The 12,639-nt window shown below is 69.2% G+C and carries 12 protein-coding genes; 9 read left to right on the top strand and 3 right to left on the bottom strand.

The window, feature by feature from the left end:
• Window positions 1-9: 9 nt before the first annotated feature.
• The 6 genes from BLV96_RS02875 (at window position 10) to BLV96_RS02850 (ending at window position 4,640) form a co-directional block, all read left to right on the top strand.
• Window positions 10-774: a putative protein N(5)-glutamine methyltransferase gene (locus BLV96_RS02875; protein WP_086682952.1), complete on the top strand. Its 765-nt coding sequence runs from the start codon at window positions 10-12 to the stop codon at window positions 772-774.
• A gap of 35 nt (window positions 775-809) precedes the next feature.
• The gene (locus BLV96_RS02870) at window positions 810-1,286 is read left to right on the top strand and encodes an RNA polymerase sigma factor (RefSeq protein ID WP_086682955.1); all 477 of its coding nucleotides are present in this window, start codon (window positions 810-812) and stop codon (window positions 1,284-1,286) included.
• On the top strand, window positions 1,283-1,876 hold the full coding sequence (locus BLV96_RS02865; protein WP_091388705.1) for a methylated-DNA--[protein]-cysteine S-methyltransferase: 594 nt from the start codon (window positions 1,283-1,285) through the stop codon (window positions 1,874-1,876). Before BLV96_RS02870 ends, BLV96_RS02865 begins: the two co-directional genes overlap by 4 nt.
• 1,182 nt (window positions 1,877-3,058) lie before the next feature.
• Window positions 3,059-3,772 carry a 2OG-Fe(II) oxygenase gene (locus BLV96_RS02860; RefSeq protein ID WP_086681785.1) on the top strand — a complete coding sequence of 238 codons (714 nt, stop codon included), beginning with the start codon at window positions 3,059-3,061 and terminating at the stop codon, window positions 3,770-3,772.
• Complete coding sequence (locus tag BLV96_RS02855; protein ID WP_086681782.1) at window positions 3,769-4,146, top strand: hypothetical protein; 378 nt, start codon at window positions 3,769-3,771, stop codon at window positions 4,144-4,146. The genes BLV96_RS02860 and BLV96_RS02855 overlap by 4 nt, the downstream gene beginning before the upstream one ends.
• Window positions 4,146-4,640, top strand: coding sequence for a methylated-DNA--[protein]-cysteine S-methyltransferase (locus BLV96_RS02850; protein WP_167379518.1), 495 nt, complete (start codon window positions 4,146-4,148; stop codon window positions 4,638-4,640). Before BLV96_RS02855 ends, BLV96_RS02850 begins: the two co-directional genes overlap by 1 nt.
• Before the next feature lies 1 nt (window position 4,641).
• Here the strand turns inward: BLV96_RS02850 and BLV96_RS02845 are convergent, their stop codons facing one another.
• The gene (locus tag BLV96_RS02845; RefSeq protein WP_086681780.1) at window positions 4,642-5,244 is read right to left on the bottom strand and encodes a LysE/ArgO family amino acid transporter; all 603 of its coding nucleotides are present in this window, start codon (window positions 5,242-5,244) and stop codon (window positions 4,642-4,644) included.
• 69 nt (window positions 5,245-5,313) lie between these two features.
• On the opposite strand from BLV96_RS02845, the gene BLV96_RS02840 reads away from it, so the two are divergent.
• The gene (locus tag BLV96_RS02840; RefSeq protein WP_425266161.1) at window positions 5,314-6,195 is read left to right on the top strand and encodes a LysR family transcriptional regulator ArgP; all 882 of its coding nucleotides are present in this window, start codon (window positions 5,314-5,316) and stop codon (window positions 6,193-6,195) included.
• A 109-nt stretch (window positions 6,196-6,304) separates the two neighbouring features.
• Entirely contained in the window at window positions 6,305-9,295 is a 2,991-nt protein-coding gene (locus BLV96_RS02835; protein ID WP_086681775.1) for an NACHT domain-containing protein, read from the top strand.
• 22 nt (window positions 9,296-9,317) lie between these two features.
• On the opposite strand, the gene BLV96_RS02830 is transcribed toward BLV96_RS02835, so the two are convergent.
• Entirely contained in the window at window positions 9,318-9,953 is a 636-nt protein-coding gene (locus BLV96_RS02830) for a TetR/AcrR family transcriptional regulator (RefSeq protein WP_086681773.1), read from the bottom strand.
• Window positions 9,954-10,018: 65 nt separating this feature from the next.
• Between BLV96_RS02830 and BLV96_RS02825 the strand changes: the two genes are divergently transcribed.
• Window positions 10,019-11,536: an FAD-dependent monooxygenase gene (locus BLV96_RS02825; RefSeq protein WP_086681769.1), complete on the top strand. Its 1,518-nt coding sequence runs from the start codon at window positions 10,019-10,021 to the stop codon at window positions 11,534-11,536.
• A gap of 41 nt (window positions 11,537-11,577) precedes the next feature.
• Here BLV96_RS02825 and BLV96_RS02820 read toward each other — a convergent pair whose 3' ends face one another.
• Entirely contained in the window at window positions 11,578-12,597 is a 1,020-nt protein-coding gene (locus tag BLV96_RS02820; protein WP_086681766.1) for a hypothetical protein, read from the bottom strand.
• Window positions 12,598-12,639 lie beyond the last annotated feature (42 nt).

The following is a 12,639-nucleotide window of genomic DNA, read 5'->3' as shown; positions in this document are numbered from 1 at the left end:
CACTCCTCGTTGGACACTTCACCGATCGTTTCCCGGCTGCGCGCGGCGGGCTGTGTTTTCGCCGAGGACGAGGCGGACTTGCTCGTCGCGGCCGCGTCGACCCCCGCGGAACTCGAGTCGCTGGTGGCGCGCCGGGTCGACGGGCTGCCGCTGGAGCACCTGCTGGGCTGGGCGGAGTTCCACGGCCTGCGGATCACCGTGCGGCCCGGGGTGTTCGTGCCGCGGCACCGCACCGAGTTCCTCGTCGACGTCGCCGTCTCGCTCGCGCCGCCGGACCCGGTGGTGCTCGACCTGTGCTGCGGCTCGGGTGCGCTGGGTGCCGCGTTCGGCGCTTTCGTGACTCCTCGTGAGCTGCACGCGGCCGACGTCGAACCCGCGGCTGTCTCGTGCGCCCGGCTGAACCTCCCTCTTGCCGAGGTGCACGCGGGCGATCTTTACGACGCGCTGCCGGCGTCCCTGCGCGGGCGGGTCGACGTGCTGTTGGCGAACGTGCCGTACGTGCCTTCGGAGGCTGTGGCGACGATGCCGCCCGAGGCGCGGCTGCACGAACCGCGCGTCGCGCTCGACGGGGGTTCCGACGGTCTCGACCTCGCCCGGCGCGTCGCCGAGGGCGCCTCGCGCTGGCTCGCGCCGGGTGGGACGCTGCTGGTGGAGACGAGCACGCGCCAGGCACCGGTGTTGAGCGGGATCTTCGCCGCGGTGGGGCTCGCGCCGCGGGTGCACGAGTCGGACGAGCTGGGCGCGACCGTGGTCACGGGTTCCACGAAGGTGTGACCTCACATTCCGGCGGACCCGGACGTCTACAGGGTGTGATCGTGAAACCGTTCGAGCAGATCGTGGCCGAGCACGGGCCGATGGTCCTGCGCGTCTGCCGGGCCGTCCTCGGCCAAGCGGACGCCGAAGACGCCTGGTCGGAGACCTTCCTGGCGGCGCTCAAGGCGTACCCCGAGCTGCCCGCCGACGCGAACGTGCAGGCGTGGCTCGTCACGATCGCGCACCGCAAGGCCGTCGACGTCACCCGCGCGCAGGCTCGCCGCCCACTGCCCGTGGGCGAGATCCCGGACCGCCCCGGCCGCACCGACGCGTGGAACGGCGACTTGTGGGACGCGCTGGCGAAACTGCCGGACAAGCAACGCATCGCCGTCGCCTACCACTACCTGGCCGGGCTGCCGTACCGCGAAATCGCGGAGATCACCGGAGGCACGGCGGAGGCCGCCCGCCGCGCGGCCGCCGACGGCGTCAAGGCCTTGCGGGCCGTCTATCCCCTGGAAGGAGCGCACTCATGATCGACGCAATCTGGTCGTTCCCGGTGGAGGCCCAGGTCCTGCCGCACCACATGCACGAACGGCTGCAGGCCGACGCGGAGCGCGAGGGCCTGCTGGACGTCGCCTACCGCACGATCGACAGCCCGGTCGGCCCGCTGCTGCTGGCGGCGACGAAGGAGGGCCTGGTCAAGGTGGCCTTCGACCGCCAGGACCACGACGCGGTCCTGGCCGCCCTGGCCGAGGCGATCAGCCCCCGCATCCTACGCGCCCCAGCCCGTCTCGACGCGGCGGTCCGCCAGCTGGACGAGTACTTCACGGGCGGCCGCCAAAGCTTCGACCTCCCCCTCGACTTCCGCCTGGCCCGCGGCTTCCGCCTGTCGGTACTGGAGCACCTGCCGGAGATCGACTACGGCCACACGGAGAGCTACGCCCAGGTGGCAGCGGCGGCGGGAAGCCCAAAGGCGGTCCGCGCGGTCGGCACGGCCTGCGCGCTCAACCCGCTGCCGGTGGTGGTGCCGTGTCACCGGGTGGTCCGGTCGGACGGATCGTACGGCCAGTACGCGGGAGGAGAGGAAGCAAAGCGGACGCTGTTGACACTGGAGGCCGCTTGAGGTGACGGGCCGCGGGGGGCCGGGCCGGGGTGGGCGGAGGTGGGGCGTCCTCAGCCTTCCTTGCTCTGCCTCTCCATTGACCTCCGCCCACTCCGCGTCTCCGCTCCCGCTCAACCCGACTGACACCTCCCGCGCTCCGCCACACTCAGCACCCCGGCGCAACGCCGCCCACCCCTGCTCCACCACCCGCACCGGCATCACCCACGCCACTTTCTGCACTCCGCCATCCCACCGGCACCATCCCCACGCCACCATCACCCCACCCCACCCCTCCCAATTCTCCCTTCCACTCCGCCATCCCATCGGCACCTTTCCCACACCGCCATCACCCACCGCACCCAACCCGCTTTGCTCTTCCCCGCTCCACCCTTCCCACTCCGCCATCCCACCGGCACCCTTCCCACACCGCCACCACCCACCGCACCCAACCCGCTTTGCTCTTCCCCGCTCCACCCTTCCCACTCCGCCATCCCACCGGCACCCTTCCCACACCGCCGCCACCCACCGCACCGCTCCCACTTCACCCTTCCCCACTTCGCCTTCCCAGCCCGCCATCCCACCGGCGCCATCCCCACGCCACCATCACCCACCGCACCCCTCCCACTCCCCCCATACCCGCTTCACCCTCCCCAGCCCGCCATCCCACCGGCACCATCCCCACCCCGCCCTACCCACCACACCCCTCCCACTTCCTCTGTCCCCGCTTCGCCTTCCCAGTCCGCCATCCCACCGCCACCCTTCCCACCCCTCCCACTTCTCCCTTCTCCGCTTTACCCTTCCCAGCCCGCCATCCCTACCGGCACCTTCGCTAACGGCGCCTTCCGCACCCGCCATCGCAACCGGCGCCCTCCCACTTCGCCTTTCCCTTTCCGGCCACTCCCACCGGCACCGTCCGTGCGCCGCCTTCCCGACACCGCCTGCCCAGGCCGCCGTGCCCTTCCCCACTCGGCATCCCGGTCGGCGCCGCCCGCAGGCCGCCCTAACCGCCCCCTCTCCCACGCCCAGTCCCGCCGTTCTCCCCGTGCCGGATTCCGCCGCCGGTCGCCATCCCCCCGGTGGAGCGCCGCCGGGAAACCCAAGCCCACCCGCGCAATCCCGCGTCCACCGAAGCCGCCCGGCGCGGCCGGCGAACCCATCCGAATTCCGACCTCACGTTTCACCCCGCCCGAGCGTCTACCAGGTATGAGCACCTTCGAGAAACGCGTCGCCGCCGCCGATTGGGAGGCCGTGGCCGCCGAAGTCGATGACTACGGCTGCGCCCTGCTTCCCCCGCTGCTCACGCCGGCCGAGTGCGCAAAGCTCGTTGCCCTCTGGGACCAGCCCGAACACTTCCGCGCGACCGTCAACCTGCGGCGCCACCGCTTCGGCGACCACGGCGACTACCACTACTTCGCCGAACCCTTCCCCGAACCGGTCCACCGCTTGCGGCAAGCGCTCTACCCACGCCTCCTGCCCATCGCCCAAGACTGGTACACACGGCTCGGCCGCGAGCCGGAATGGCCGTCCACATTGGACGAATGGCTGAAGGTCTGCCACGCCGCCGGGCAACAAAGGCCCACGCCCATCCTCTTGCGTTACGAAACCGGCGGCTGGAACGCCCTCCACCGCGACCTGTACGGCGACAAGGTGTTCCCCCTGCAAGTCGTGATCAACCTCAACGAACCGGGCGTCGACCACACCGGCGGCGAATTCCTGCTCGTCGAGCAACGACCACGAGCCCAATCCCGCGGCACCGCAACCCTCATCCCGCAAGGCCACGGTCTGGTCTTCACCACCCGCGACCGCCCGGTCCGTTCGGCCCGCGGTTGGTCCGCGTCCCCGGTGCGGCACGGCGTCTCGGCCGTCCGATCGGGCCGGCGGCACACCCTCGGCCTCGTCTTCCACGACGCCGCATGACCGACGCGGAACTCGAGGCACTCGTGAAACTGATCGGACCGGCCCGGCACGCCGTGATCGGCACGGCCGCGGACCCGGATTCGCGAGCCGACGGCGAACGGATCGCCGAAGCCTGGGGCGGCCTGGTGCTGGCGACGGTGACCTGGCCGGAAACGGCGGCGTCCTGGCTGCGCCAGGCACGGCGGTTCGCGGCGCCGGACCCGGACGTCTGGGTGGTCAGCGCCACCCCGGCCGGCTGGGCGGGCATGTCCCGGCGGCTCCGGCTGTCGACGACCTGGAGTCCACATCGGACGGTCGTGACCGAGAAATCCGCGGAAATCCGGCTGCCCGGCCTGCGCGGCGCGCGGGCGGACGGCACTACTTGGGAGGACTGATGAAGCACGCGATCATCGACTCGCCGATCGGCGAGCTCACCCTGGTCGGCGACGGCGACGGCGACGTCGTCACCGGCCTCTACTTCCCGCACCACTGGACCCGTCCGGACCGGACCGCGTTCGGCCCGCGCGACGACTCGGCGTTCCCGGCCGCGGCCGCACAACTGAAGGAGTACTTCGCCGGCCAGCGCACGGAGTTCGACGTCCCGACGCGCGCCGACGGCCCAGCCTTCGACCGCGCGGTCTGGGCCGAGATCGCGAAGATCCCGTACGGCGCAACCGCGACGTACGGCGACCTCGCGCGATCCGTCGGCGTCCTGCCGCAGGAAGTCGGGGCCGCGGTCGGGCGGAATCCGCTGAGCATCCTGGTGGCGTGCCACCGGGTCGTCGGGAAGAACGGGAAGCTCACCGGATACGCGGGCGGCGTGCGGCGCAAGGAGTTCCTGCTGGAGCTGGAACGACCACCGGCCGACGAGCGCGGGCAGCTCTGGTGACTCACACGTGACTCAGGAGCATCGTCGCACCGAGGCCGGTCATCGTGACGGCGATGAGGACGTCGAGGACGCGCCACGCCACCGGCCGCGCGAAAACCCCGGCGAGGCTGCGAGCTCCGAAGCCGAGCGCACTGAACCAGACGGCGCTGGCGATCCCGGCGCCGAGGCCGAACAGCCAGCGCCCGTCGCCGTGGGCGACCGCGACCGAGCCGAGCAGGAGCACCGTGTCGAGGTAGACGTGGGGGTTGAGCCAGGTGAACGCGACGCAGGCGAGCACGGCCTTGCGCAACGGCGTCCGCTCGTCGCCGACGGCCATGACCGAGGGCCGGAACGCCCGCCGCGCGGCGAGGGCGCCGTAGCCGAGCAGGAAGAGCCCGCCCCCGACGGCGATCACCCCGATCGCCGTCGGCCACTGCTCCAGCACGGCGCCGATCCCGCTCACCCCCAGCCCGATCAGCACGAGGTCCGACGCCGCACAGATGACGACGAGCGGAGCGACAGCACCGCCGCGCAAGCCCTGTTGCAGCAGAAAGGCGTTCTGGGAGCCGATGGCGACGATGAGGGAGAGACCGGTTCCGAACCCGGCGAGGAGCAGCGGTAGCACCCCTCCACGGTAAGGCGGCCCCGCCGGATTACTCCAGCTAAAGATTCTTACGTAACATTAGCGTTCGTGATGTCAGATCTACCCCTCGACCAGGTCAGGACGCTGCTGGCCGTAGTAGACGAGCAGAGTTTTGACGCCGCGGCGGCGGTGCTGCACGTGACGCCGTCCGCGGTCAGCCAGCGGGTGAAGGCCTTGGAGCAGCGCACCGGCCGGGTACTCCTCCTCCGCACGAAGCCGGTCACGCTCACCGAGTCCGGCCAGGTCTTGATCCGCTTCGCGCGCTCACTGGCCCAGCTGGAACAGGACGCCCTGGCCGAGCTGGGCCTCGGTTCACCGACCCGCACACTTTCGGTCGCGGTGAACGCGGACTCCCTCGCCACGTGGTTCCTCCCCAGCCTGGCCCACGTCCCGGAGTCCCTCGGAATCTGCTTCGACGTGCAACGCGAGGACCAAGACCACACAGCGGCACTCCTGCGCGAGGGTCTGGTGATGGCCGCGGTGACGGCGTCACCCCAACCGGTCCAGGGCTGTACATCGGTCCGTTTGGGCCGCATGCGCTACCGGGCGATGGCGTCCCCCGGGTTCGTCGAGCGATGGCTCTCGAAAGACCCGCTGCCGGCGTCCCTGCCGATAGCGCCGGTGGTCTTGTTCGACCGCAAGGACGACCTCCAGGACCGCTTCCTCCGAGCCGTGACCCGCCGCCGCACGTTCACCCTGGTCCGCCACTACATCCCGGCATCCGAGTCGTTCGCCGACGCAGTGGCGGCCGGCCTGGGCTGGGGCATGGTCCCGGAGATCCAGGCAGCACCCCGCGGAGACGCCCTGGTGGACCTCGCCCCGGACCGCCCATTGGACGTACCGCTGCACTGGCAGCAGTGGAAACTGGACTCCCCCGCCCTGGCCGCCGTGGCCGCCGCAGTCGCCGAAGGCGCGAAGACCGCCCTCCGCTGAAGATCAGCCTGATTCGGCTCGTCACACATGGACAATGCGCGTAACGCGGTTCGCGCGGAATCCGACTACCGGAACGGCAACCGAGGGCGTCCGGCGATGGGAGGGCAGTTTGATCCTCACGATCGCGGCCGTTGTCACATCGGTGGGTTTCGGCGTCACGGTGAATCTGGTCAGCAACTACTTCGTACCGATGGCGAGCAAGAAGCGCCTGACCACGCTGGTGGCACTGGCCGCGTCGGTCGTCTTGACGATCTTCCTGACCGTTTTCAGCGAACAGCAGGTGACGGACCTGCTGAACAGGGTCAAAGCGTTCATCTCCGCGACGCTGAACACCCGGTACGGCTGGATCCTCGTCCTGGTCGCTGTCGTCGGCGTGGTGGTCTCCGTGTTCATGGTCGGCCGGCGCACCCTCTCCATGGCGTCCTCCCCGAACCTCGATCCGCAGGAGGCCGCGTACCTCAAGGGAGTCATCGCCGAGGTCGACAACCTCAACGCTCGGAGCAGCTGGAAGGACGATCTCTTCGTCGACCCCGAGGCCGAGATCGTCAGCAACGACCACCTTGATCGGATCCGACCTTCGTACTACCTCGTGCAGAAGCTGAAGCTGGGTGTCGAAAGCAGCGACTTCGAGAACCTCCCCAACGCGGAGAAGGTGGAGAACTCCCGCGGCGTCAGCTACCGCTCCTTCGCGCACGCGGCCCGGCGGGCGACCGACAGCGCGACCGTGGTCCTCGCGGCACCGGGCGCCGGCAAGACCGTGACGTTGCGACGCCTCGCGGCCGACCAGGCCAGGAGCCGGCTCAAGAACGGGCCCAGCACACCGATCTTGGTCAACTTGGCCTACTACACCGGCTGGCGAACACCCGAACAGGTGGAATCGTTCGAAGACTTCCTCCGGAGCCAGTTCGCGACCGGGTACCGGAGCTGGCTGTCCGACTCGAAGTGGGAAACCCTGCTGCGCGAAGGCAGGTGCGTCTTCATCCTGGACGGACTCGACGAAATGCCCCGCGCCGCCGACGAATACGTGGCCCGCGCGCTGGAGGTGGAACGGTTCGTCCGGTCGTGGCCCGGCACCAGGTTCTACCTCTCCTGCCGGGAGCTCGACTACGACTACCGGCTGGGGTTCCAGCAGATCCTGATCAAGCCGTTCGACTTGCGCCGAGTCAAGAAGTTCACCAAGCTCACCTTCGGCGGGCAGCCCGAGCTGCACGCCGTCAGCGGCCAAATCTGGCAGAACCCCTCTTTGCTCCAGCTCGCCAAGGTGCCGTTCTACCTCAATCTCATCTGCGGCTACATCAGGGCGAACCATCGAATCCCGGCCGACAAGTCCCAGCTGTTCTCCTTCGTCGTCGACCGGGTCATGACTCGAGAGGTGTCGAGGCGCACCGGACAGAAGACACTCACCTCGGTCGAAGAGGTCATCGAGTTCCACAGCCGGCTGGCCGCGACCATGTCCCTGGAGACGATGAGCCGGACGCTCAGCCTCAAGGCAGGCCCGGGCCGGGCGAGCTTCGCCGACGAGGTAGGCCCGAACTCCGTGCTCAGACTGGGTACCCGAAGCGGCCTGCTGGAGCACGACCTCGACAGCGACACGATCCGGTTCGCCCACCACCGGTTCCAAGAGTACTTTTGCGCCATCTACCTCGCCGAGCAGCTGCATCTCGGCAACGCGGACCTTCCTCCCGATTTCTTCTTCAACATCTGGTGGCGGGAAACCATCCTGATGATCGCATCGGTGGATCCGGACCCCGAACCGTTCGTCCGCCGCCTGCTGGAGAGCGGCGCCAGGTACCGGAACGAACTCCCTTACATCGAAGCCGCCATCAAGATGGACACTCGGACACTGGCGCACGAGTGCCTGCTCAGCAGCGATGCCACCAAGAACTCCGCACTGCTCGCGGAAACGCGCAACGAGCTGATCTCTGCCTTTGCCACTCAAAATCCTTCCGGCAAGATGAAGATCCTCGACGCGATGACCGAGGACCCGTCCCGAGACGCCATGTCATTGCTCGAAACCGCCGAAAAGGATCGAAGCGCCTGGATCTCCGAGAAAGCGTTCTTCATCCGCAGCGCCGGCTCCTTGCGGTTCCGGCCGACTTTCTGGGGAGCGACCAAGGAGTTCACCCGCTTCCTGCTCGCCGGACGCATCTTCTCCAACGCCAGGAGCGTCCTCGCGCTGGCGTTCCGCTTCCCGGAGATGCGCTGGCTCGTCCCTCTCTACTTCCTGTTCGCCGCCATCGGATTCGGTGCGGTGACGGCCTTGGCGGTGCTGGCCCTGGTCGTCGGCAAGTTCCTCATGTTCGACCTCCACTACTCCATGAGCGTGCAATGCCTGCAGTGCCTGTTCAACGTGAGTGCCATGGCCGCGATCATCGCTTACCTGCTCACCCGGCACCGGCCCTGGCTGCAACGGTTCCTCGTCGCCACGCCCATTTCCCTGATGTGCTGGTTTCTCGTGTTCAACATCCCCGACGAAGTGCTACTGAAGGTCGCCGGCCTCGCCTTGGGCGGCGCCTTGGCATTAGGACTCGAACGCTGGGGGAAGGATTCACGAGCAACGGAAATCGCGCCCCAGGGAATGGAACCGTACGTCATCGGAGTGATCACCGGATTGTTCCTGGCCGGCGTCACAAGTCAGGTCATCGCCGGCGACCTGGACACGGCACCGGGCCCGGCCGTCGCCAGCTTGCCGCTGCCGGTCATGACCGCGTCTCTCGCGCTCATCGTCTTGTTGTTCGTGTTCATCGTCAGCCGGGACCTTCTGGTCATCAGGTCCTTGAGGGAGTGCCGCCAGCGGGTGAATTCGCTCATCTCGGAGAAGAAGGTCTCGCCGGACCTCGTCGCAGCCCTGGCCGCGGTGTTCAGCACCCTCAAGGCGCACAGCTGGGCACAGCGCGTTCTCCTCGACCACCTGCTGGTGAAGCTCGCCGAGCAGGCCGAGTTGAGCCCGGCCGCACGTCTGGAGTTCTTGTTCCAGCTCGGCGATCTACTGCCTTCGTCGCGATTCCGCGACATCCTGTACCAACGTTGTGACGAACTGGAGGCGAACATGCGAAGGGCCATGGGAGACACGGCGCACCCCGGCCCCGCGATCGCTTGACCCGCCTCGGGCGGCACCGGCGTCAGAGCCCCCCGACAGCCGGGAAGTCGCCCACTCCGCGTTCCACCAGGTCAAAAGCCTGATCGATCGCCGCGACCTGCTCCCGACGCACCAAATCCGCGTCCTCCCCCGCCACGATCCGCCCCATCGCGTGCGAAAACACCGTCGTGATCGCCGTCGTCAGCAGGCCCGCCGCCATCCGGGACCGGAACACCTCGCCCGTCTCCGCGACGAACACCTCCGCGAACGCCGCCGCGATCTCTCGCTCCTGCTCGTACCACCGCGCCATCAACGCCGGGCTCGATGTCAGCACCCACCAGAACCCCGGCCCACCCGTGATCGCCCCCGACAGGGGATGGCCCGAAGCCAGCAGTGCGTGCTGATGCGCACGCAACGCCGTCGCCGGTGATACCCCCTCCGGGCGGGACCGGACCACGTCGACCAGCTCTGCCAGCCGGTCCGCGTGGCGGTCGAGGAACAGGTCCTCCTTGCGCGGGAAGTAGTTGAACACCGTCATCTTCGAGACGCCCGCCGCCTCGGCTATCTCGGCCACCGTCACCTCTTCGAAGCCGCGCTGGATGAACAGGCCCGTGGCCACGTTCGAGATCAGCTCGCGCGTGGCCCGCTTCTTGCGCTCGCGCAGTCCGTGATCCGCCATGAGCCGAGAGTATAGACCGGACACAAAGTTTGACTCGGTAAAAGTTTCGCGACATCATCGGAGGCATGAACAGGGATGTGGTGATCTCCGGGGGCGGACCGGTCGGGTTGATGCTGGCCTGCGAACTCCGGCTGAAGAACGTGGACGTGCTGGTCGTCGAGCGGCTGAGCGAGCCCGACCTGACCATCAAGGCCGGGTCGGTCAACCTCACGACCGCCGAAGCCTTCTACCGCCGTGGCCTGCTGCCCGCGGTGGACGAGATCGTGCGGCAGAACGCCAAGCAGATCGAGGCGTTCATGAAGTCACGCGGCGGCGGCGGGCCGAACCCCGCGATCCCGGTCGGGCACTTCGCCGGGATCATGGTCGCTTCGCGGGGGGTGCACTTCGACGACCCCGCCTTCCGGGAGGTCGGGCCCGCCGCCCGCGTCGTGGTGATCCAGCAGCAGGCCGTCGAAGCGGTCCTCGCCGCTCGCGCCCTCGAGCTCGGGGCCGAGATCCGGCGCGGGGTCGAGGTCGTCGGGTTCGACGCCGGCGACGACGGCGTCACCGTGCGGCTCGACGACGGGACCGAGGTCGGCGCCGGGTGGCTCGTCGGGGCCGATGGCGGCCGCAGCTTCGTCCGCAAGCACGCCGGGTTCGAGTTCCCCGGGACCGACCCCGCCATCACCGGGCGGCAGGCGCTCGCCGAGCTGACCGGCGCCGAGGCGCTCCCCGCCGGCTGGCAGCACGGCAACGGCGGGCTCTACGTCCACGGGCCGATGCCCGGCCGGATGCTGACCGTCGAGTTCGACGGGCCGCCCGCGGACCGGACCACCCCGATCACCGCCGAAGAGCTCGAAGACAGCTTCCGGCGCGTGTCCGGCGCGGACATCCGGGTCAAGAAGATCCACAGCGCGACGCGTTTCACCGACAACGCGCGGCAGGCGACCACCTACCGCCAGGGCCGCGTGCTGCTGGCCGGCGACGCCGCGCACGTCCACTCCCCCTTTGGCGGGCAGGGGCTCAACCTCGGCATCGGCGACGCCGTCAACCTCGGCTGGAAACTCGCCGCGACCATCCACGGCACCGCGCCGGACGGCCTGCTCGACACCTACACGACCGAGCGGCACCCGATCGGCGAGTGGGTCCTCGAGTGGACCCGCGCGCAGGTCGCGCTGATGCGCAGCGACGTCCGGACGAAGGCGCTGCGCCAGGTCGTCACCGACCTGCTGCTCACCGACGACGGCGCGACCTACCTGGCCAAGAAGCTCTCCGGGGTCCTGCACCGGTACCCGATCGACGGCGAGCACGACCTCACCGGCCGCGGCGCGCCCGACTTCGCGTTCGCCGACGGCACCCGGCTCGGCGAGCACCTCCAGGACGGCAAGGCGTTCCTGCTCGACCTCGCCGAGAACGCCGAACTGCGCGAAACCGCGAGCGGCTGGGTCGGCCACGTGACGACGTTGACGGCGAAGTGCGTCAACGAGCCGGCTCTCACCGGTGTGCTGATCCGGCCGGACGGCTACATCGCCTGGGCCCGCGAAGACGGCACGACGACCGGCCTGGCCGATTCACTGCACCGCTGGTTCGGCGAACCCGCCTGACCCCGAAAGGGGCGCGCCGGAAACCGGCGCGCCCCCGGACTTCAGTAAGCGACCGCGAAGGCGTGGCTCATCGCGTCGTAGTGCTTCGCCGTCGAACCGGCCGCGTCCGGCAGACCGCCCGACGCCATCTGGACCGCACCCGTCGACCCGCTCACCCAGTCGGTCTTCACGTAGAAATTGAACTTGGGCACGCAGCCGTTGCCCGTCGCCGCCGTGAAGCGGGTGTTGAGCGGGACCACGTAGTGGTGGACGTCGCGGCGGACCAGCGCCGTCACGCTCGACGAGGCGTCCGACTTGCACAGCGTGCCGTCGGCCTTCCACTGGTTGACGAACAGCGTCACCCGGGCGGTCATGCTGTTGACCGGGCAGCCGCCCTTCGGCTCCGGGTAGCACGCCATCAGCTCCATGTCGCCGAACACGCTCAGCCCGGTCACCGGCGCCATCTCGAAGATGCCGGTGGCCGGCTCGCGGACCGTCGGGGCCGCGGAGCTGAGGCCGATCACGCGACCGGGAGGCGTGTCACCGTCGTCGGCCTGCGGCGGCGTGCCGGCCGTCGTGTTCGCGACGCTGGTGTCCGCGAACTTCAGCTCACCGCTCGCCAGGCGCACGGTCGAGTTGCCCAGCCCGAGGTTCGCGCTGCGCAGGTACGTCGTGCACGTCACGGTGCCCGCCGCGCCCGGGTGGACCAGGAACCGCGTCGTGATGTTGATGTCCCGCAACGACGCCGGGGTGCCGGTGGCGCTCGCGATGATGACGTTCTGCCCGAGCACCTCGTTCTTCGTCCAGCCGCTCGTGCTCGAACAGCGGACCTCGTTGTCGATCAGCGTCGTGTTGGACGCGTTGTTCGCGCGCAACGTCGAGTAGACGTACGCGGTCTGGTTCGCCGTCATCGACAGTTGCACCGAGCCCAGCGCCGCGACGTACTGGGTCTCGTGCGGCGAGGTCACCGTGCGCGGGGTGAACGTCACCGACGTCGCCGCCTGCGCCGCCGGAGCGGCGCCGAGCAGTCCCGCGAACGTGGCCGCGCAGGCCACGGCCGCGGCGAAGATCCTGCGTTTCATCGAAGTCCCCTCAGTGGAAGTGGAATGATCACCGGGACCGAT

This window comes from Amycolatopsis pretoriensis (assembly GCF_900107925.1).
Lineage (GTDB): Bacteria > Actinomycetota > Actinomycetes > Mycobacteriales > Pseudonocardiaceae > Amycolatopsis > Amycolatopsis pretoriensis.
Note: the sequence above shows the minus strand (reverse complement) of the source record. Positions and strands in the feature narration are given on the sequence as shown.